21 protein-coding genes are annotated in these 19,409 nt (G+C 66.2%); 11 read left to right on the top strand and 10 right to left on the bottom strand.

Annotated features, from left to right (window positions below; genetic code table 11):
* The 4 genes from LI94_RS13650 to LI94_RS13635 all read left to right on the top strand — a co-directional run.
* Positions 1–628, top strand: a 628-nt coding sequence (locus LI94_RS13650; protein ID WP_046301508.1) for an SDR family oxidoreductase, incomplete at its 5' end; no start/stop codon positions are given.
* A 24-nt stretch (positions 629–652) separates the two neighbouring features.
* Positions 653–1,573, top strand: a complete 921-nt coding sequence (locus LI94_RS13645) for an LLM class F420-dependent oxidoreductase (RefSeq protein ID WP_046301503.1) — start codon at positions 653–655, stop codon at positions 1,571–1,573.
* Between the two features lie 88 nt (positions 1,574–1,661).
* Positions 1,662–2,402 carry a DUF1906 domain-containing protein gene (locus LI94_RS13640; RefSeq protein ID WP_239651225.1) on the top strand — a complete coding sequence of 247 codons (741 nt, stop codon included), beginning with the start codon at positions 1,662–1,664 and terminating at the stop codon, positions 2,400–2,402.
* Positions 2,399–3,130 carry a hypothetical protein gene (locus LI94_RS13635; RefSeq protein WP_192830974.1) on the top strand — a complete coding sequence of 244 codons (732 nt, stop codon included), beginning with the start codon at positions 2,399–2,401 and terminating at the stop codon, positions 3,128–3,130. The genes LI94_RS13640 and LI94_RS13635 overlap by 4 nt, the downstream gene beginning before the upstream one ends.
* Here LI94_RS13635 and LI94_RS13630 read toward each other — a convergent pair.
* Entirely contained in the window at positions 3,080–3,697 is a 618-nt protein-coding gene (locus LI94_RS13630; RefSeq protein ID WP_046301502.1) for a TetR family transcriptional regulator, read from the bottom strand. The genes LI94_RS13635 and LI94_RS13630 overlap by 51 nt on opposite strands.
* Positions 3,678–4,517, bottom strand: a complete 840-nt coding sequence (locus tag LI94_RS13625; protein WP_046301501.1) for an SDR family NAD(P)-dependent oxidoreductase — start codon at positions 4,515–4,517, stop codon at positions 3,678–3,680. Before LI94_RS13625 ends, LI94_RS13630 begins: the two co-directional genes overlap by 20 nt.
* 120 nt (positions 4,518–4,637) lie before the next feature.
* Between LI94_RS13625 and LI94_RS13620 the strand changes: the two genes are divergently transcribed.
* The 4 genes from LI94_RS13620 to LI94_RS13605 all read left to right on the top strand — a co-directional run bounded on the left by LI94_RS13620 (position 4,638) and on the right by LI94_RS13605 (position 8,456).
* Positions 4,638–5,504: an LLM class F420-dependent oxidoreductase gene (locus LI94_RS13620; RefSeq protein ID WP_046301500.1), complete on the top strand. Its 867-nt coding sequence runs from the start codon at positions 4,638–4,640 to the stop codon at positions 5,502–5,504.
* A complete protein-coding gene (locus LI94_RS13615; protein ID WP_024441635.1) occupies positions 5,501–5,995 on the top strand; it encodes a nuclear transport factor 2 family protein in 495 nt (164 codons plus the stop codon). Before LI94_RS13620 ends, LI94_RS13615 begins: the two co-directional genes overlap by 4 nt.
* A 104-nt stretch (positions 5,996–6,099) precedes the next feature.
* Positions 6,100–7,332, top strand: coding sequence for an acyl-CoA dehydrogenase family protein (locus LI94_RS13610; protein ID WP_024441636.1), 1,233 nt, complete (start codon positions 6,100–6,102; stop codon positions 7,330–7,332).
* A complete protein-coding gene (locus tag LI94_RS13605) occupies positions 7,332–8,456 on the top strand; it encodes an acyl-CoA dehydrogenase family protein (RefSeq protein ID WP_024441637.1) in 1,125 nt (374 codons plus the stop codon). The genes LI94_RS13610 and LI94_RS13605 overlap by 1 nt, the downstream gene beginning before the upstream one ends.
* A 5-nt stretch (positions 8,457–8,461) precedes the next feature.
* On the opposite strand, the gene LI94_RS13600 is transcribed toward LI94_RS13605, so the two are convergent.
* The 7 genes from LI94_RS13600 to LI94_RS13570 all read right to left on the bottom strand — a co-directional run bounded on the left by LI94_RS13600 (position 8,462) and on the right by LI94_RS13570 (position 15,474).
* A complete protein-coding gene (locus LI94_RS13600; protein WP_036457547.1) occupies positions 8,462–8,779 on the bottom strand; it encodes a DUF732 domain-containing protein in 318 nt (105 codons plus the stop codon).
* Between the two features lie 35 nt (positions 8,780–8,814).
* Complete coding sequence (locus LI94_RS13595) at positions 8,815–9,990, bottom strand: sodium-dependent bicarbonate transport family permease (protein ID WP_024441638.1); 1,176 nt, start codon at positions 9,988–9,990, stop codon at positions 8,815–8,817.
* A 51-nt stretch (positions 9,991–10,041) separates the two neighbouring features.
* A complete protein-coding gene (locus LI94_RS13590) occupies positions 10,042–11,370 on the bottom strand; it encodes a PPE family protein (protein ID WP_046301499.1) in 1,329 nt (442 codons plus the stop codon).
* Between the two features lie 68 nt (positions 11,371–11,438).
* Positions 11,439–12,707: a PPE family protein gene (locus tag LI94_RS13585; protein ID WP_046301498.1), complete on the bottom strand. Its 1,269-nt coding sequence runs from the start codon at positions 12,705–12,707 to the stop codon at positions 11,439–11,441.
* Between the two features lie 473 nt (positions 12,708–13,180).
* Positions 13,181–14,209 carry a fused (3R)-hydroxyacyl-ACP dehydratase subunits HadA/HadB gene (locus tag LI94_RS13580; RefSeq protein WP_046301497.1) on the bottom strand — a complete coding sequence of 343 codons (1,029 nt, stop codon included), beginning with the start codon at positions 14,207–14,209 and terminating at the stop codon, positions 13,181–13,183.
* Between the two features lie 152 nt (positions 14,210–14,361).
* Positions 14,362–14,721 carry a hypothetical protein gene (locus LI94_RS13575; protein WP_343252068.1) on the bottom strand — a complete coding sequence of 120 codons (360 nt, stop codon included), beginning with the start codon at positions 14,719–14,721 and terminating at the stop codon, positions 14,362–14,364.
* A gap of 180 nt (positions 14,722–14,901) precedes the next feature.
* Positions 14,902–15,474 carry a TetR/AcrR family transcriptional regulator gene (locus LI94_RS13570; protein WP_239651223.1) on the bottom strand — a complete coding sequence of 191 codons (573 nt, stop codon included), beginning with the start codon at positions 15,472–15,474 and terminating at the stop codon, positions 14,902–14,904.
* 135 nt (positions 15,475–15,609) lie between these two features.
* Here LI94_RS13570 and LI94_RS13565 point away from each other — a divergent pair, with 135 nt between their 5' ends.
* Genes LI94_RS13565 through LI94_RS13555 form a run of 3 tightly spaced genes read left to right on the top strand, consistent with a single transcriptional unit; the run spans position 15,610 to position 19,318 of the window.
* The gene (locus LI94_RS13565; RefSeq protein ID WP_046301496.1) at positions 15,610–16,071 is read left to right on the top strand and encodes a hypothetical protein; all 462 of its coding nucleotides are present in this window, start codon (positions 15,610–15,612) and stop codon (positions 16,069–16,071) included.
* A gap of 20 nt (positions 16,072–16,091) precedes the next feature.
* Complete coding sequence (locus LI94_RS13560; RefSeq protein ID WP_046301495.1) at positions 16,092–16,508, top strand: MmpS family transport accessory protein; 417 nt, start codon at positions 16,092–16,094, stop codon at positions 16,506–16,508.
* On the top strand, positions 16,505–19,318 hold the full coding sequence (locus LI94_RS13555; RefSeq protein WP_046301494.1) for an RND family transporter: 2,814 nt from the start codon (positions 16,505–16,507) through the stop codon (positions 19,316–19,318). Before LI94_RS13560 ends, LI94_RS13555 begins: the two co-directional genes overlap by 4 nt.
* On the opposite strand, the gene LI94_RS24530 is transcribed toward LI94_RS13555, so the two are convergent.
* Positions 19,315–19,409: hypothetical protein (locus LI94_RS24530; protein WP_239651224.1), on the bottom strand; the 95-nt coding region annotated here is incomplete at its 5' end. The genes LI94_RS13555 and LI94_RS24530 overlap by 4 nt on opposite strands.

Below are 19,409 nucleotides of genomic sequence, written 5' to 3'. Positions count from 1 at the left end.
CCGCGACTCCGGCCAGGTCGATGCGGCAATGGCGGAAACCCTTGCCACGGTGGGCTTGCCGACGGTGTTGGTCAACAATGCCGGCGGGGTGTTCTTCTCCCCGTTGCTGGAGACGGCACCCAAGGGCTGGGACACCCTGATCCGGTCCAACCTCACCCAGGTCCTGCTCTGCACGCAGCGCGTCGCGCAAACACTGGTCCAACACGGCGCGGCCGGCAGCATCATCAATGTCGCCAGCATCGAAGGCACCCGTGCCGCGCCTGGCTATGCGGCCTACGCGGCGGCGAAAGCGGGTGTCATCAACCTGACTAAAACGGCGGCTCTGGAGTTGGCGCCGCACGGCATCCGGGTCAACTGCCTGGCCCCGGACCTCACGCTCACCGAAGGTATCGAACGAGTCGGCTCGGCAGAGATGCTGGCCGGCGTGGCCCACATGATTCCGATGGGCCGCCCCGGTCATGTCGACGAGATGGCCGGGGCCGCGGTCTTTCTGGCCGGCGACCTGAGTTCGTACGTGACCGGCCAGACGCTTCACGTCGACGGCGGAACCCACGCCGCGGGCGGCTGGTACCACCATCCCGACGGTGGCGATTACATCCTCGGCCCGCCACGGCCGACGACCACTTAGCAACTCCACGCGAAGGAGAGGCGTATGCGGTTCGCGTTCACCTACCCGATCATCACCCATCCCTGCCATCCGGAGCTGGTTTCGCCGCAGGCGGTGAGCGCCGTTGCGCGGGCCGCCGAAGCCGCCGGGTTTGACGCCATGGGTTTCACCGACCACCCGGCACCGACACAGCGCTGGCTCGACGCCGGCGGCCACGACAGTCTCGATCCCTTCGTGGCGATGGGATTCGCCGCGGCGCATACCGAAACGATCCGGTTCATCCCGAACGTCGTTGTCTTGCCCTACCGCAACCCGTTCGTGGTGGCGAAATCGGGTGCGACCCTGGATCTGTTGTCGGGGGGAAGGTTCACCTTGGCCGTCGGTGTGGGCTACCTCAAGGGCGAATTCGCCGCTTTGGGGGTGGACTTCGAGGAGCGCGCCGCACTGGTCGAAGAGAGCCTGGACGTCATCCGAGCCATCTGGACCGGTGACGACGTCTCATTCGAGGGCCGGCATTTTCGCGCCCGCGGGATCACCGCGCACCCGCGACCGGTCAGCAGCCCCCATCCGCCGATCTGGATCGGCGGAAACACCGGCAAAGCGCGTCAACGGGTCGCGACACGGGGCCAGGGCTGGGCGCCGTTCCCGGCGTCGCCCGGCCTGGCCAGCACCGCCCGCACCGCCGAAATGAATTCGGTCGAAGCCCTGACCGCGGGCATCGACGACCTGAAACGACGCTGCGACGGGGCCGGCCGTGACTGGGCCGCCATCGACATCTGTTTCTCGAACCTCGTCGGCGGCCGTCCCGGCTACGACGACTTCGATCCCGGCGCCTACCTGGACGGCCTGGGCCAGCTGGCCGAAGCCGGCGTGACCTGGGTACAGGTCACCGTTCCCGGCGACAGCCTCAGCCATACGGTCGAGGCACTGGGCCAGTTCGGCGAATCGGTGATCAGCACATTGTAGGAACGTCTCGCCGGTACCCTTGCCAGTTGTGACGCGTTCCGCTTCGCGCCGCGACCTGCTGAGGTATGCCGCGTTACTTCCCCCGGCGCTGGCCCTGCCCGGCGTCCTCGGGGCGACGGTCGGCGCACCGAGGTCCCGTGCGAACGGGCTGCAGGTCGTTGATTTCGCCCACCGGCTGGTGCCGCCCGACCAGATCAAGGCCGCCGGATTCGACGGGGCGATGGTGTACGTCTCCGAGCTCCGTCCGGGCGCCACCTTCGACTTCAAACCCGTCACCCGCGACTACGCCGACGGGCTGCGTGCCGCCGGCCTGCAGGTCGCCAGTTGCTACCAGTTCGGCAAACCAGGCTGGACACAGTCGCCGTCGGACTTCACCCGGGGTTACGACGGCGGCGTGGCCGATGCGCAGACGGCGCTGCGGCTGCATGCCGCGGCCGGGGGACCCCCGTCGGCGCCGATCTACTTCAGTGTCGACGAGGACATCGACGCCACAACATGGAGGAAGCTGGCGCTCCAATGGTTTCGCGGGATCAACTCCGTCCTGGGCGTTGACCGCACGGGCATCTACGGCGGCGCGCGCCAATGCACCTGGGCGATCAACGATGGGGTGATCGGACAGTCGACCAGCCCGGGTCACCGGTGGGCATGGCAGACCCGGGCATGGTCGCACGGAGACCGCGAACCGGCAGCCGTACTCTTCCAACGAGAAATCGTCACCGCGACCGAGCCGGGTTTCGTCATCGACGGTGCGCATGTGGATGTCAACGACGTCCTCGCCGCGGACTTCGGTCAATGGGACCTCGCCCGACCACAGGGGGAACTTTCGTGATCGGCACATCCTGGGACGCGCCACGGGTGGCCCGGTGGTCCGGCATACTGGGCGCCGTTCTGCCCGCGGCCACGTTGCTGGCTTACCCGATCTGGTCTTTCCCGGAAACCCGAACGCAGTCCGTCGACGTGGCGCGGTGGGCCATGGCTCACCACGACCGGTTGGTTGTGGCGATGGCGCTCAACACCATCGGCGTCACGCTCTGGTTCGTCTTCGGGGCCGCGGTGTGGGCCTACCTACGGGATCGGCTGCCCATGAAGTCGATCCTTCCGACCTGCTTCGCCGCCGGCTTCATCGGATGCCTGACGCTGCTGCTCAGCGGGTTCACCGCCTTTGACCTCCTGCTGTACCGGCGCCGCAGTGCCGACGCGGCGTCACTGCTTTACGACCTGACGTTCGGACTGCTGGCGATGTCGGGGATGCCCCTGGTGGTGGCGCTGGGCGCGTTCGTGATCGCGGTCTATGCGCGCCAGGCGTTGCCGGCCTACACCGGTCACCTGGCACTGGCTGCCGCCGTGGTCCATCCGGTGCTGCTCCTGACGTTCGTCTTCCGCAGCGGTCCGCTGTCGCTGGAGGGCTACTCGATCACCGCGATGCCGGCATTCTTGTTCGCCTGGATCCTCGGGACGGCGGTGGCAATGCCCCGCTCCAGCGCTGGCGTATCCCCGGGCACGTTGTCAGCGCAGCGTCGCGGGTCCGGCGTGCGGATCACCTCGCCAGGGCGCTAGCAGCAGCTCGCAGGCGCGCCGCATGTCGCGTTCGGCCTGCGCCGGCGTCGTCTCACCCATCACCGCCCAAGACAAGATGCCGTAGGCGCACTGCTCGACCAGTAGCGCCAACTGGGTGTCCCGCCGTGCGGGCCGGGAGATCCCGGCCACCGACAAGATGCGGGCACGCAGGTTGAAGTCCCCGGTTGCCGGCGACTCGGACCGGCGGGCATTGACCGAGATGACCATTGCACGAGCCAGCCGAGGCCGCGCGAGCATCGAACGGCAGATGCCGACCATGAGGTCGGTGACGTCGGCCGCCGGGCAGCCCGTCGGCGGGTGCGACGGGCCGGCGGTCCGGGTGTAGTGCAACAACAACGCGCTGAACAGGTGATGCTTGGTGGGGTAGTAGCGGTAGAGGGTTGCGATCGACACCGCCGACCGGTCGGCCACATCCTGCATCCGAACGGCTTCCAGCCCGTCGCGGGCACCGAGCCGGGCCGCGGTGGCAAGAATGCGTTCGCAGCGTTGCCGTTGCGCGGCCGTGGTGGGAACAGCGGCGTCGCGCTCAACCGGCGGGCGGGGCATCAGAAGCTCGGGGGGCCGTTGCGAGCAACTTCTGCATCAGCCGATGCGAGGCGAGCACAGCTTCGGCCCGATCTGTGATGGCGTGCACCGCAGGACTGTCGGCGTGGGCCGAGATGACGTGCACCGGTCCCCGCGGAAGCTGTTCGAGCCCTTCACGGGCGACATCGGCCGGATCGGACACGCGCAGCCCCGGCAGGTCGAAGTTGAGGCCGGCCCGTGCCATCGCAGGCGTCCTGGTCACACCGAGCACCAATTCCAGGACGTGCACGTTGTAGTCGCGCAACTCCAGCCACAGGCCCTCGGCGTAGATCCTGCTGAACGCCTTCACGCCCCCGTATACGGTCTGCCGCGCTGAACCGAGATACCCGGTCAGTGACCCGACCAGCAGCAGGCCACCGCGCCGCCGGATGCGCATCGGCTTCCCGAATTGGTGGATCAGCGCCAGCGGCGTCCGAACGTTCAGGTCGAGCACTCGCTCGAAGGCCGCCAGGTCGCCGTCGAGGAACTGTGTGCTGTGAGTGTTGGCGCCCGCGTTGTAGATCAGCAACCCGACCTCGACATCCGACGTCGCCTCGCCGATCCGCGCGACCGCATCCGCGGCAGTCAGATCCACGGCCAGCTCACGGACGCGCACGCCACGTGTCCTGCATCGATCGGCGGTGTCGCGCAGCGGGTCTGGCTTGCGCGCGACCAGGACCAGATTGATGCCGGCGTCGGCCAGCTGGAACGCGAACTCGGCGCCGACGCCTTCCGAGCCGCCCGCGACCACAGCCCAGGGGCCGTACTGCTGTACCCACCCGGGTTGACCACCGCTAGACAAGAGACGCCTCCATAACTAAAATTCATTCTAGTTTAGCTCCATGAGGCTATCCCACTCGCGCGGCGCAACGAAAGGCGTAGAGCCCTTGCGGTACAACGGTCCCCGGATTCGGTCCCGCTGATGCGGCTTGGCTTGGCGACACCGGTCGTCATCCAGGTCCCTGGCGCAGCCTCGAGCTGGGAAGCCGACGGCAACGTCGAGGACATCAGCCAGATCGCCGCGGCCGCGGATGAACTCGGCTTCGCCTACCTCACTTGCTCGGAACATGTCGCGGTGCCCGCCGAGGCCGCGGCCGGTCGCGGGACGACCTACTGGGACCCGTTGGCCACGCTCTCGTTTCTGGCCGCCCGCACCCGCTCCATTAGGTTGGTGACATCGGTTGTGGTGCTGGGCTATCACCATCCGCTGGAGCTCGCCAAACGGTACGGGACCCTCGACCGGCTCAGCGGCGGCCGGCTGACCCTCGGCGTCGGGGTCGGATCGCTGCGTGAGGAGTTCGACCTGCTCGGCTGCGCGTGGGATGACCGCGGCGCCCGGGCTGATGACGCAATGAAGGCGTTGCGGGCGTCGCTATCGACCACCCACCCCGCCTATCACGGCGCCTTCTACAGCTTCGACTCGATGGTCGTGCAGCCGTGCGCGGTACAGCAGCGAGTTCCGATCTGGGTCGGCGGACACACCCGCCGTTCGCTTCGGCGGGCGGTGGACCTGGGTGACGGCTGGACGCCGTTCGGCCTGCGTATTGAGGAGCTGACGAAACACCTTGGCTCTGTGGATCTCCCGGACAGCTTCGCAGTCGTGCTGTCGACGCCGCCGCTGGACCCGATCGGGTCCCCGCAGCAGGCCCTCGATCGGATCGGCAGGCTCGCTGACGTCGGTGCCACCGATGTCAGTTGTATGATCGCAGCGCGCTCTTCGGCGCACTTCCGTGACCAGCTGATCGCACTGGCGGAGTTGGCCGACCTGTCGCCCCGGGTCGGGCGATGATCGAGCAACGGCTGGCCGAACTGGAGCGGCGCCTGCAGCAGGTCGAGGACGAGCGCGCCATCGAGCGGCTGATCGCGTCCTACGGCCCGCTGGTGGACGCCGGCGACTCCGAATCGACTGCGGCGTTGTGGCAACACGATGGGGTCTACGACGTCGAGAACTGGTTGATGAACGGCCGCGAGGAGATTGCGGCGATGGTGCACTCTCGTGGTCACCAGGATCTGATCGCTCGCGGATGTATGCATTTTCTGGGCCCGGCGGTGGTCACCGTGACCGGTGACGAGGCGGTCGCCGTGTGTGACTCGATGCTGCTGGTCAAACAAGGCAACCAGTTTCGCGTCGCGCGCGGCGGCGCCAACTACTTTCACCTCGGCCGGGTGGCGGGCGCGCCCGGCCGGTGGCAGATCGTCAGGCGGATCACCCGGATGCTCGACGGCACCGAGCAGGGTCGTGCGTTGTTGGTGGACGGCATCGCTGGGCGCATCCGTTAGGCAAGCCCGCGCGTATCAGCCGAGGCGGCGGGAGTCGGGCCCGACAGCACGGCGGCTAGACTTCGCGGAAAAGCGTCTATCCGCCGATACGGCAGGGGAGATTAATGGATCTGCGGTGGTCGGAGGAAGACCGGGCGTTTCAAGCGGAGGTGCGGGATTTTCTCGACCAAAAGCTGACCCCGGAGCTGCGGCGCGCGGGTCGGCTGATGACCAGCGTCTACGCCGATCACGAGGCCAGCATGGCGTGGCAGGCGATTCTGCATGAGCGGGGTTGGGCGGCGCCCGCGTGGCCGGTGGAGCACGGCGGCTGTGATTGGAGCCTGACCCAGCACTACATCTTCAGCCGCGAGTCGACGCTTGCCGGTGCACCGTCGTTGTCGCCGATGGGAATCCGGATGGTCGCGCACGCCATCGTCCGGTACGGAACGGACGCACAGAAGGACTACTTCTTGCCCCGGATTCTCACCGGTGAGGTGTTCTTCTGTCAGGGGTACTCCGAGCCGGAAGCCGGATCGGACTTGGCCGCTTTGTCGATGGCCGCCACCGTCGACGGTGACGACCTGGTCTGTACCGGCAGCAAGATCTGGACCACCCACGCCGGCGAGGCGAACTGGATGTTCGCCCTGGTACGGACCTCCCGGACCGCCAAGAAGCAGCAGGGCATCACGTTCGTGCTGATCGACATGACCTCGCCCGGCATCGAGATTCGGCCGCTGGTGATGACCTCCGGGGAAGAGATCCAGAACCAGGTGTTCTTCGACGAGGTGCGGGTCCCCAAGACCAACGTCATCGGAGAGATCGACAGCGGCTGGACCGTCGCGAAGTACCTGCTCGAATTCGAGCGCGGCGGCGGCGCGGTGGCCCCGGGCCTGCAGGTGGTGGCCGAGGAGATCGCCACGGCGGCCAAGGACCAGCCGGGACCGCGCGGTGGCAAGCTCGCCGACGACGACGCCTTCATGCGCAAGCTGGCGGACGCGCGGATTCGCGCCGAGGTATTGGAGATCCTGGAATACCAGGTGCTCACCGCCGTCGCCGAGGGGCGTAATCCCGGAGCGTCGTCGTCGATGCTGAAGATCTTGGGCACCGAGTTGAGCCAGGAACTGACCGCGCTGGCGTTGGAGGCGGCCGGACCGCGCGGACGCATCTATCAGCCGCATGTCACCGCGCCTGGAGGGCCGATCGCCGACTACCAGCCGCCCGCCGACGGATATGCGTCTGGCGAACCGTGGCAGGCGGTGGCTCCCCTGCGCTACTTCAACGACCGGGCCGGCTCGATCTACGCCGGTAGCAACGAAATTCAGCGGAATATTCTGGCCAAGGCGGCATTGGGGCTCTAATGGACTTCAACGTGAACACTGAGCAGCAGATGCTGCGTGACGGCATCACCAAGTTCCTCGCCGCGCGCTACGACCTCGAGACGAGCCGCGCCGCGGCCAAGACCGGAGCCGGCTGGCAGCCCGAGATCTGGCGCGCCTTCGCCGGTGAACTGGGCATCCTTGGCGCGACACTCCCCGAAGAGTTCGACGGAATTGGCGGCGGCGCAGTCGAACTCATGGTCATCACTGAGGCGCTCGGGCATGCGCTGGTGATTGAGCCCTATGTCGACACTGTGGTGGTCGCCGGCGGTCTGCTGCACCGCTCCGGCAGCCCGGTCGCAGCCGGCGTGCTCAAGGAGCTGGTCGCCGGTACCGCGGTGGCGGCCCTGGCCGCCGCGGAGCCGGGTTCGGCCGACCGGTGGCAGGATGCGGAGACCCTGGCGCGCCCCGATGGGGACGGCTGGGTGCTGAACGGCTCGAAGATCATGGCTGTGGCGGCACCGCTGGCCACGCACCTGCTGATCACCGCCCGCATCGAGGGTGAAGACGGAATCTCGCTGTTCCTCACCGAGGCCGACGCCGCGGGAATCACCCTGCATCCGTATCGCACCATCGACGACCGCAGCGCGGCCGACATCACCTTCACCGATCTGCGGCTCGGCGCCGACGCCCTGCTGGGCGAGCGTGGCGGTGCGTGGCCGTCATTGGCGCAGGCCCGGGACGAGGGCGCCGCGGCGATCTGCTCCGAGGCGGTGGGCTGCATGCGGAAAGTCTTGGCGGACACCGTCGAGTACTGCAAGCAGCGCCAGCAGTTCGGGCAGCCCATCGGCAGCTTCCAAGTTCTGCAACACCGGATGGTCGACATGTTCATGGAGGTGGAGCAGTCGGCTGCCGCGGTCTACCTGGCGATCCTCAACCTCGAGGCCGACGAGGCAACCCGGGCCCGTGCGGTGTCGGCCGGCAAGGCCACCATCGGCCGGGCGGCCCGATTCGTCGGCCAGGAGGCGGTGCAGCTGCACGGCGGGATGGGCATGACCGAAGAGTTGGCGATCGGCCACTACTTCAAGCGGCTCACCGCAATTCAATACGAGTTCGGAACCACCGACGCCCACATCGCCCGCTACGCGGAGCTCACAAAGGCGTAGGCCGACTACTTCCGCAAGTGCTGCGGGCAGTACGCATTGGCGGAGACGGCCGCGAACTTCGCGGCGCCGTCCATCGTCAGCCCGGGATTGTCGGCCGTGAGTTGTTTGACGACCTGCAAACCCGTCTCGCCGTTGTTGGCCATGCTGCAGACGGCATGGCCGGCCACAATGGCCTGATCGCTACCGGCGAAGGTGAGCCCCGCGGCTCGTAGGTCAGACAGGAAAGCGGCGTCACCGCCGTCGCCGTCGCCGGGATCCGCGTACGCCGGCGCGGCGCACCCGATGACGGCGGCAATGCCCAAGATCGCTAACACGCTGCGCATATCGTTCCTCCTACGTTGCATGCTGTGCAATCCCCCTACTGCGACGTGATGAGACGGGCGATCTCGATGTAGAGGGGAATGCCGATGGTGACGTTGTAGGCGAATGTCAGACCCAGCGATGCGGCCAACGGCAGGCTGGGACTGGCTTCCGGGATCGCCAGTCGCTGGATCGCCGGCACCGCGATGTACGACGCCGCGGCGCACAGCACGGCGAACAGAACGTACGTGCCCAGCTGGAAATGGACGCCGGTCAGCTGCGAGTAGGTGTGTGCGACAAACAGACCCAGCGTTGCGAAGAGGTTGGGAGCCAGCAGGCCGAAGAGGATGAAACCACGGCCGGCGGACTTCAGGTCCTTCAGCTTGCGCGCCGCGGTCAACCCCATCTCGAGTAGGAAGAGGCACAACACGCCCTGGAACGCGGTGACGAAGACCGGGTCGTCCACACCGGTGACCTTCGAGCCCTGCAGGCCACTGATGAAACCGATCGCGATGCCACCGAGCAGCAGGCAGATGCCCGGGTTGAGGAAGACCTCTCGCACCAGTTCCCGGCTGATCAGGCGCCCGTTCGAGGCCACCCCGGTCTCCACGCGACGCTCGGGGCTCGTCTCGATGGCCAGGCCGCCGGTGGGGTCACCGGCCTGCGTGGCGCCCACGGCTGTCGGGACCGAAACGGCCGGCACCGTGTAGCCCGGCTCGTGGGGCATGTTGCCCGACGCGTCCATACCGCGGTGGCGCAACCGGGCGACCAGGAACAGCGCCACCAAGCAGCCGGGGATCTCCATGATGGCCAGCATGACCGGCATGTAGGCGTCGAAGGCCATGCCGATGGTGGCCAGTACGCCCATGCAGGTGGCGAAGGTTCCGGCCGAATCGGAGCCGTAGTAGCCCGCGACCGTTGCGCGGTCGACTTCCCGCATCTTGGTCAGGTACTTCAGCAACAGGTAGGCGATGGTGCCGATCAGGAAGTTCAGCACGAAGCCGGTGAGCATGAATCCGAGGATTCCGCCGACCTGGGACAGGTCGATGCCGGCGAGCTCCTCGCCCCCGTGCCAGCCGATGGCCAGCAGCAGGTACATCGTCAGGCCCTGATACATCGCGTTCGGAAACTCGAAGGGCACCTTGGCCAGTGCGAGCAGGAAGCCGAAGTAGAAGAACAACAACAGTGGCTTGAACAGGTTGTGCGTGAAGTTCTGCCAGAACTCGAGAAGCATTACTCTCTCTTTTCGGGGAAGGGGGAAGGCTTTTGGCGCCGTTGGTGGGCGTCAGCTGTGGGGTGTTGCGGCTTTCTTGGCGCCCTTGAGGTGCACGGCGTGAACGCCGGGTTTGCGGGACAGTTCGTCAAGCAGTTCGTCGAGTCCGGCCTGATCGACGTTCCAGTGTTGGACCGCCTCGGGTTGGCTCTGCAGCTTGGCGATCACCGCGTCGAGCTTGACCGGAGTCTTGGCCTTGCCGCCCTGGATCCGGATCCGCCCGGAGCCGGCGTTCGCGGTCCGGGGGCTGGCACTGCCCAGGGCACCGCCGGCCATGCTGCCCAGTGCCGCCTGGTTGAGCAGGCCGCCGGCCATTCCCGCGGCCGGGGCGGCAGCCAGGCCCGCGGCGGGCGCGCCGGTGGCCGCCAGCCGGATCGCCGGGCTGGCAGAGGCCCAGCTCGGCGGGACAGACAGGTTGCCCACCAGGTTCGCCTCCGACATGGTGGCCGACACCGTCGAGGCAAGACCTGCGGAGGCGGCTCCGGCACGAAGCCCGGCGCCGAGCCCGCTGAGCGGCAGGCCTTCGAAAACCCGGCCTATCGGAGTTCCGAACTTGAGGAAGTTCTGGATCGGGAAGTTCACCAGCAGCGAGACGTCGTTGAATGGTGTGGTCAGCCCCGCCGGACCCTTGAAGGCGGCGAACAGCGACGCGAAGTTGGCTGGAGCACTCGGGTTGCCGGTCAGCTGGACGAGCAGGTTGTTGACGAAGGTGTTGTACTGGGTCGCCAGGTCGGCCAGGAAATCCAGGATCGAGTTGCTGCCCGAGGTGGCTACCGCCGACCCCGTGCTGGCCGCCGAGGTGGCTGCGGCGGTCCCGGTGGTGGTCTGCGGAGGCTCGGTGAACGCGGTGATCTTGGTGGCCGCGGCGGCCGATGCGGCATAGGTCTGCATCGCAGCGGCGTCCTGCGCCCACATCTCCAGGTACTGGGCTTCGTTGGCCGCGATGGCCGCGAGATTCTGGCCGAGGAAGTTCGTGGCGTACAGCATCTGGTTCTGGGTCCGGTTGGCCGTGACGACTTCCGGCGGAACGACCGCCGCGTGCGCCGCTTCGTAGGCGGTGGCCGCGGCCTGCGCCTGGGCGGCCGCCTGCGCCGCGGTGGCCGCGGTCGTCGACATCCAGGCGGTGAAGGGCTGGGCGGCCGCCGTCATCGCCGCCGCCGACGGACCGGTCCACGATTCACCGGTCAGCGAGGCGAGCACCGCGTCGTATTCAGATGCCGCGGTGCTTAATTCGCTGGCGAGACGACCCCACGCCGTGGCGGCGGCAATCAGCGGCCCGGAGCCGGGGCCGGCGTACATGTTGGTCGAGGTGATTTCCGGCGGGAGAAAAGAGAAGTACATTTCGACACCCTTATCTGGTCGAGTGCGACTGAGTCGGCTGGGGGAGGCCACGTTTCGTCATCGCGGGGTCATTCGTCGAGTGCCGGAATGACGATGATGGTGGCCGCCGCGGGATCGGCTTCACCGGGCGGAATGGGGCCGAAGGCATCGGACCCGCCGCTGTTGCGCAGCGACCGGGTCGCCGCGCCGACGGACTGGGTCGCGGTGCCGCCCAGGCCGCGGCCCAACAGGCTGGACAGTGCCATCTCGCCGAACATGGCGTCCTGACCGGCGACGGCCGCCATCGGGGCGGCCTCCAGGGTTGCCGGCAGTGACGAAGCCATGCTGACCAACTTGGTCGCGGGTGCCGCAACTGTCCATGATGCCGGCACCGAGAGCTTGCCGACCGACGCCGCGTTGCCCAGTACACCTGTGGCACTGCTCAGGCTTGCCGCCGGTAGTGCTGTTTGTGCGAGCGGTGCCAGCGGCAGCAGCGCTCCGGTAATGGCTTTCGGGCCGGCGAAGAAGGACTGCGCAGCCATCGAGTTCATGATCCAGGAGTACAGCTGCCCGAACGCCAGCCAATAGCCACCGGGGATCGTCGACCAGCCGAGCGGGGTTGTGGGCCCGGTCAGTGTAGAAAAGATCAAGTTCCAGTTGGCTAAGAGATCCGATGGTGTTGTCGCCGCCGCGGTCCCCATGGGGTTGGAGACCAGCGACTGCAGTGCCTGGGGCATCGCATTCAGCAGCTGGGAGACCTGCTGCGAGATGTTGGAGGCCGCCGAGTTTCCGGTTGCCTCTGCCGTCGCTGCCAACTGGTTGGCCGCGCCGGCCGGATTGGTGGTCTCCGGGGGCTGGCTGAACGGGCTGAGCTGCGTTGCCGCCGCGGCCGAGCCGGCGTAGCCGTACATCGCCCCCGCGTCCTGCGCCCACATCTCCGCGTAGTGAATCTCGGTGGCTGCGATCGCCGGCGTGTTCTGCCCGAGGAGATTCGTCGCGATCAGGGTTACCAGCTGCATCCTGTTCGCTGCCACCACCGGCGGTGGCACGGTGGCCGCGAAGGCCGCCTCGTAGGCTGCTGCCGCGGCGCGGGCCTGGTTGGCTGAGAGTTCGGCTTGGGCGGCGGTCGTGCTCATCCAGGTCACGTACGGCTCGGCTGCGGCGGCCATCGAAGTAGACGACGGGCCGGACCATTCGCCCGTAAGGCTCGATACCACGGACTCGTAGGACGAAGCCGCCGAACCCAATTCCGCGGCGAGCGCATCCCAAGCTGAAGCGGCCGCCAGCAGGGGGCCGGAGCCCGCACCCGCGTACATCCGTCCGGAATTGATCTCCGGCGGCAATGCAGCAAAATCCATATCGGGTGACTCCTTACGTCACGCGTCTTGACTGTCGACGCTCGAAACTCGCGTAGAAACCCGAACGCTAGACGGCCGTTGTCTATTCGAGGTTCCTGCGATGTAAACAGCGTGCGACTTTTTCAGTTGATAGTGGTAGCAGTACATCTTCGAAAACTGTTGTGAGGCAGCTGTCATCAGGCTATCCGCGGCGATTCCCCGCTTACATCAAGCTTTTTGACGGCTCTAATGCCCTAATTTCCAAACGAGAGAAATCGCAGCCGATTCGAGTTATCCGGCTGCGTCATCAGCCGGTTTGTCGAATCCGGTCTACGCCTCTACGTTCGGCGAAATTGTTCTTCACAAGCGTCATCTCAGTCGGACTGATCGTACGCAGTGTTTACTGGAAACTAGCTGTCAGCGAACTGGCTCTTCCCTGTCGCTGTACTGCAGGCGTCCTGCCAGGCTTGAAGATCCTCGTACCGAGCCGAAGGTCAGCGGAAGCGGACGTTCATGGTCGCCAGGCCGAAGATCTTCCGGCTCTCGGACTTCGCGGCGACCAAAATGACACCGCTGCGGGTCTCCGGGTCCAGCGACTTGATCCGGCCGCTGAATTCGATGTCGGCGCCTTCCTTGGCGGACACGATCGCGGGCGCGGACAGTCGTACGGCGTAGCGGGTGACCGCGCCCGGGTCGCCGGTCCAGGAGGAGGCGAAGCCCGCGCCCAGGCCCATGGTGAGCATGCCGTGGGCAATCACATCGGGGAGACCGGCCAGCTTGGCGATCTCCTCGTCCCAGTGGATGGGGTTGGCGTCGCCGGCGACACCGGCATAGTTCACCAGGTCCCCCCGGGACAGCCGGGTGTGATGCACCGGCAGTGCGTCGCCGACCTTCACGTCGTCGAAGGAGGGTGTGGCAGGGGTGCGGGTCAGGCCGCCCTCGGAGATCCGGACTTCGCCGGCAGGCCGCACCGTCTTTTCGTAGCGGGCGGCCGATTCGCCGACGTCAAGGATGTTGACGTCGTGCATCATGGCCCGCTGCACCGCGGTCTTGACCTCCGGGCCGATGTCCTCGGCGGTGACACCGACGACGGTGGTGTGCAGGGTGTGCACCACTTCCCCAGCCGTGTCGGTGAAGGTGTTGGTGACGGTGATCAGGTCGCGGCCAGCGATTCGCCGCACCGAGGTCAGCTCGACGTCGATGGTCAGTTCGTCGCCGTCGACGATCGGGCGGTGTTGCTCGAAGACCTCTTCGGTCTGCATGTAGGTGTCGTAGCCGACGACAACGGATTCGAACATGCGCCGGTTGCACGCCATGCCCGGGGTCGAGGTGAACGTCAACGGCGCCACCAGACCCGAGTAGCCCATTTCCGCGGCAGCGGCGACGTCCCAGTGTGCGGGGTGATAGTCCTGCACGGCGCGCGCGTACTCGCGGACCTTCTCCCGGCCGACCACGTAGGTGCCGTCCATCTGGTAGTAGTGGCCGACCCGCGATTCCAGCGCCGACGTCTCTGCTGTGGTCATGAGTTGACTCAACCGTTCTATCGGCTGGTTTGCGGAAAGCCGACTAAAGCACCCTAGCGGGGACCGCGAGCGCGGCGTAGCCGGGCGCTGCGGGTCGCCGCCGTTGGGTCAGCGGGGACCGCGAGCGCGGCGTAGCCGGGCGCTGCGGCCGGTTAGGCCAGGATGGCGGCGAGCGCGGCCCAGCGGCGGTGCCGATGGGCGAACAACAACCGGATGAACAGGCGCGTGCCCAAGCCCTTAACGCCGTCATCGGTCTCGATCTCATCGGTGTAGCGGCAGCGATGCTCATCCACGGGCGTGAACGTCAGCCGATGATTCCAGGTGCGCACCGGCCCGCCGTGCTCATGGGTGTAGATCATCAGATCGTCGAGTTCTTTGATTTCCAGGTGATGAGTCCACGCGGGGATGACCCCGAACAACCACAGCCGTGCCGACGCGGTGGTGCCCACCTCGATGCGATCAGGGGCGCTCAGCCCGGGCAGCGTGAGGGCCGGGGCCAGTACGAATTGCATCAACGCCGGTTTGCGCGCCAGGGCCGCGGCGCGTTCCGCGGAGATCGGTAGCTCGGTGCTCAGGGCCACTGCGCTCACGTCGGGTTCCCCATTGCCCACCTCAAGTAGCCGTCCTGCAATTCCAGGCCAGACTAGCCACGTCGACGCTGTCTCGGCGATGGGAGTGGTGCGGGCGCCGGGCTAGTGCGCGAGCGTCACCCCGCGCTCGAAGATCCGAGTCAGTGTCGGCACGATGCTGTGGCGCGGCACCGTGCCCCGCGCGGCCTCGCTGCAGGCCTTGACCAACATGCCGAACAGTGCCACCCGAATCCATTCCGCGCTGATGTCGGGATCGAAGACACCTTCTTGCTGGCCGCGCACGATGAGTTCGAGAATCGGCGCGGAGTTCGGCAGGTTCTCGGCGGGGATGTCGCGAAGTACGGCGGGGTCGGCGAACAGGAACACGATCCGATCGCCTTCGGGAACCAGTGTGGTGATCACGCGTCGCATCGCGTCGATCGCCGAGCCCTCGGTGGTCGCCGCGGCTGCGAGGATGTCGCTGATGACGCGGATCGAGTCGAGCGTGGTCTCGTAGATCAGCCGATCCCGGTCGCTGAAGTAGCGGTGCAGGGTCGAGCGGGCGACCTGAGCGGCCGCGGCGATCTCCGGCAGCGTGGCGGTGCGGTCGCGGGCCAGGACCGATGCCGTCGCGTCGAGGAGGGCGGCCCGGGTGCGGGATTGCGCCCCGGTGAGTTCAGGGTGATGCTCGTTCACGATTCCCATGATAACCACAGCATAGTCCCGTAATGAGATGTTGACGTCTCATTACGAGACGTTTAGCATTCCTAATCAGCTGTCCAGGCCACCGGGGTACTGGCTGTTGCGACGGATTGGGGGCCGGCGTCGGCGATGAACTGGAATATGTTCGGCACGAACTGGCACCTGTTCGGCGATCTCGCGGCGGTCGTCTTCATCGCGTTGTTGGCCTTCGCCACCGGCCTGTTCCTCTATATCCGGCAGCTGCGAAGCCGGCCCCCGCTGCCGATCAGTGAAGGAAACGGCGCCCGGAGGGCGGTGCTGACCAAGCTCCGCAAGCGCCAAGCCATGTCGCGCGACGAACTGGAGTTCGCGACCCGCGCCGTCACCGACCTGCGCACACCGCTGGCCTTCTGTATGCCCGCCGCCACGTTCTCACTGGGCTGCCTCTATGTGCTGGGCAGCCTGGAACAACTCCACGGCGCCACCCCGTCGGAACGAACGTTCATCGGGGTGATCCCGATGCTCGGCTCGTTGAATATGACCGCCCAGATCGTGCGGGTCAGGAAGCTGAAGAAGCTGCTTCCGGCGGCGTCGAAAGTGGAAGCCGAGTGAGTCCGCCGCCGCGCAGGTCGATGCTGGCGCGCACCTGGATGCCGCTGGCCGCCGTCATCGCCCTCAGCCTGGGCGGGCTGTCGATGTGGAAGGTTCACCAGATGTCCGCTCCGGGGCCGGTGCTGATGGTCAATCCACCCCAGGCGCCCGAACAGTTCAACCCCAAGAAGCTGACCTATGAGGTGTTCGGCTCCGCCGGCGATGGTGCCCTGCTCTCCTACCTCGATATCGACGGGCACCCCCACACCGTCGAATTGGACGGCCTGCCTTGGACGCATGACGAGACGACGATGCTGACAGTGGTCTCCGGCAGCATCTCGGTGCAGGTAAGCGGCGACTTCGTCGGCTGCCGGATCCTGGTCGACGACGTGATCCGCGACGAGCACACCAACACCCATGCCAACGCCGACATCACCTGCCGAGTGAAGTCCGCATGAGCGAGCATCCCGAGCAGCGTCCCCTCGTCGCACGTATCGTCCGCCTGCTGGCTATACCGATCATCGTCTGCTGGGGCTTGCTGGCCATGACCACGAACACCTTTGTGCCCCAGGTGGAGAAGGTCGCCGAGGAGCTCGCCGGTCCGATGGTGCCGACCTATGCGCCGTCGCAGGCAGCGATGCTGGCGATCGGCGAGAAGTTCGAAGAGTCCACCTCGACCAGCATGACCATGCTGGTGCTCGAAGCGGACCGCCCGCTGGCCGCCCAGGACCACCGCTACTACGACGACCTGGTGCGCACGCTGGGCGCCGACACCGAGCACGTCCAGTACGTGATGGACACCTGGGGCAAACCGATCACCGCCGCCGGCGCCCAGAGTCTCGACGGCAAGGCCGCCTACGTGTTGCTGCGGCTGGCCGGTGACATCGGCCAGATGCAGGCCAATGAATCCGTTGCCGCCGTGCGGCATACCGTCGCGACCTCCGACCCGCCGGCGGGGCTCAAGGTCTATGTCAGCGGCGCAGCGCCCCTGGCCGCCGACACGGTGGCGACGGCGAATTCGAGCCTGAACAACATCACGATCGCCACGATCTTCCTGATCATCTTCATGTTGCTGCTGGTCTATCGCTCCTTCATCACGATGCTGGTCCCGCTGTTCGGGGTGCTGATCCTGATGTTGGTCGCCAAGGGCGTCATCGCGACCCTCGGGCATTTCGGCTACATCCAGCTGTCGTCGTTCGCGGTGAACATGGTCGTCTCACTGACCCTGGGTGCGGGGACGGACTACGGCATCTTCTTGATGGGCCGTTATCACGAGGCGCGACTGAACGGCGAAAGTCGGGAAGACGCGTATTACACCGCCTACCGGGGGGTTTCGCACGTGATCGTGGGCTCCGGGCTGACGATTGCCGGTGCGGCTTACTGCCTGAGCTTCGCGCGGCTGAACTACTTCAACACCATGGGGCCCGCGGTGGCCATCAGCATGGTGCTGACCGTCGTGGGCGCCCTGACGCTCGGCCCGGCGATCCTGTGTGTCGGCAGCTTGTTCGGGCTGTTCGACCCGAAGCGAACCGTCAAGGCGCGGCTATACCGCCGGATTGCGACCAGCGTGGTGCGCTGGCCCAAGCCGATCTTGACCGCCAGTGCCGCACTGGTGACGGTCGGGGCAGTATTCGTGCCGACCTACCAGGTCAGCTTCGACGACCGCACCTATCAGCCGCGCAACTCCGCCGCCAACCTGGGATTCGCCTCAGCCGACCGCCATTTCGCCAAGAGCAAGCTGTTCTCCGAAATGCTGATGGTCGAGTCGGATCACGACATGCGCAATTCGGCGGACTTCATCTCACTGGACCGGGTGGCCAAGGCGCTGATCCGCCTGCCCGGCGTGGCCATGGTGCAGAGCATCACCAGGCCGATGGGACGCGCGCTGGAGCACGCTTCGCTGCCCTACCTATTCACCGTGCAGGGCAGTGCCAACGGCCTGCAGCTGCCGTTCACCCGGGAACAGAACGCCAACACCGAAAAGCAAGCCCAGATCATGGGGCACACCGTCGAGGTTCTGCAGACCACGATCGCCTTGACCCAGAAGCTTTCCGACGAAATGCATTCCACGGTGCTGACCATGGAGGAGATGCAGGCCCTCACCGAACAGATGGATGAGCAGCTGTCCAATCTGGACGACTTCATGAGGCCGATCCGCAGCTACTTCTACTGGGAGCCGCACTGTTACGACATCCCGATCTGCTGGGCGTTCCGGTCGCTGTGGGACATGATGGACAGCGTCGACAAGCTGGCGGAGAACATCAAGAACGCGGTCACGTCGCTGGAAGTCGTCGACTCCTTGCTGCCGCAGATGGTCGCGCAACTGAACATCATGGCCGAAGACCAGATCGCTCTGCGATCTCTGATCGTGAACACCTACGGCCCCTCCAGTATTCAGGCTGAGAACACCGACCAGACCTTCGACGACATGATCAACGTCGGCAACGACTTCGACGCCTCCCGCAGCGACGACTTCTTCTACATACCCCGGCCTGCCTTCGCAAACGAGGACATCAAGACCGGTATGCAGCTGATGATGTCTCCCGACGGCAAGGCCGCGCGGTTCATCGTCACCCACGAGGGAAACGCCATGGGCCCCGAAGGCATCGAGCACGTCGAGAAGTTTCCGGACGCCATCAAGATCGCCCTGAAGGAGACCTCGCTGGCCGGCGCGAAAATCTACATCGGCGGATCCGGCTCGAACAACAAAGACATTCAGCAGTACTCACGATCGGATCTGCTGATCGCCGCGATCGCGGCCTTTGTGCTGATCTTCCTGATCATGCTGGTGATCACCCGAAGCCTGGTCGCGGCGTTGGTGATTCCCGGCACCGTGGCCTTCTCCTACGCCGGAGCATTCGGGCTATCGGTATTGATCTGGCAGCACCTGATCGGGCTGCACCTGCACTGGCTGATCCTGCCGCTGACATTCATAATCCTGGTGGCCGTGGGCTCGGACTACAACCTGCTGCTGATAGCCCGGCTCAAAGAGGAACTCCCGGCAGGGCTGAACACCGGCCTGATCCGGGCCCTGGGCAGCACCGGCGGGGTGGTGACCTCGGCGGGTCTGGTGTTCGCCTTCACCATGCTGGCCATGCTCGCCAGTGATCTGCGCACCATCGGCCAGCTCGGTTCCACCGTTTGCATCGGTCTGCTGCTCGACACCTTGATCGTGCGTTCGTTCATCGTGCCGTCGCTGGTGCGGATCTACGGGCCGTGGTTCTGGTGGCCGACGATCGTGCGGCAACGGCCACTGCGGCCGATCTAGTTGTTGGTGGTTGGTGGTGCTTGGGGTTGGAAGGGTTGGTACCACCACCAGTGGGCGCGTTCGCCGGTGGGTCCGGGGCAGGGTGTGACGG

The organism is Mycobacterium sp. UM_Kg27 (genome assembly GCF_000972905.1).
Classification (GTDB): domain Bacteria; phylum Actinomycetota; class Actinomycetes; order Mycobacteriales; family Mycobacteriaceae; genus Mycobacterium.
The sequence above is the reverse complement of the archived record's forward strand: the minus strand, read 5'-3'. Positions and strand labels throughout refer to the sequence as shown.

Coding starts and splice junctions, on each gene's coding strand:
- LI94_RS13645 (WP_046301503.1), top strand. CDS start 653: ATGCGGTTCGCGTTCACCTACCCGATCATCACCCATCCCTGCCATCCG.
- LI94_RS13630 (WP_046301502.1), bottom strand. CDS start 3,697: ATGCCCCGCCCGCCGGTTGAGCGCGACGCCGCTGTTCCCACCACGGCC.
- LI94_RS13620 (WP_046301500.1), top strand. CDS start 4,638: ATGCGGCTTGGCTTGGCGACACCGGTCGTCATCCAGGTCCCTGGCGCA.
- LI94_RS13615 (WP_024441635.1), top strand. CDS start 5,501: ATGATCGAGCAACGGCTGGCCGAACTGGAGCGGCGCCTGCAGCAGGTC.
- LI94_RS13610 (WP_024441636.1), top strand. CDS start 6,100: ATGGATCTGCGGTGGTCGGAGGAAGACCGGGCGTTTCAAGCGGAGGTG.
- LI94_RS13605 (WP_024441637.1), top strand. CDS start 7,332: ATGGACTTCAACGTGAACACTGAGCAGCAGATGCTGCGTGACGGCATC.
- LI94_RS13600 (WP_036457547.1), bottom strand. CDS start 8,779: ATGCGCAGCGTGTTAGCGATCTTGGGCATTGCCGCCGTCATCGGGTGC.
- LI94_RS13595 (WP_024441638.1), bottom strand. CDS start 9,990: ATGCTTCTCGAGTTCTGGCAGAACTTCACGCACAACCTGTTCAAGCCA.
- LI94_RS13590 (WP_046301499.1), bottom strand. CDS start 11,370: ATGTACTTCTCTTTTCTCCCGCCGGAAATCACCTCGACCAACATGTAC.
- LI94_RS13585 (WP_046301498.1), bottom strand. CDS start 12,707: ATGGATTTTGCTGCATTGCCGCCGGAGATCAATTCCGGACGGATGTAC.
- LI94_RS13580 (WP_046301497.1), bottom strand. CDS start 14,209: ATGACCACAGCAGAGACGTCGGCGCTGGAATCGCGGGTCGGCCACTAC.
- LI94_RS13575 (WP_343252068.1), bottom strand. CDS start 14,721: ATGCAATTCGTACTGGCCCCGGCCCTCACGCTGCCCGGGCTGAGCGCC.
- LI94_RS13565 (WP_046301496.1), top strand. CDS start 15,610: ATGAACTGGAATATGTTCGGCACGAACTGGCACCTGTTCGGCGATCTC.
- LI94_RS13560 (WP_046301495.1), top strand. CDS start 16,092: ATGCTGGCGCGCACCTGGATGCCGCTGGCCGCCGTCATCGCCCTCAGC.
- LI94_RS13555 (WP_046301494.1), top strand. CDS start 16,505: ATGAGCGAGCATCCCGAGCAGCGTCCCCTCGTCGCACGTATCGTCCGC.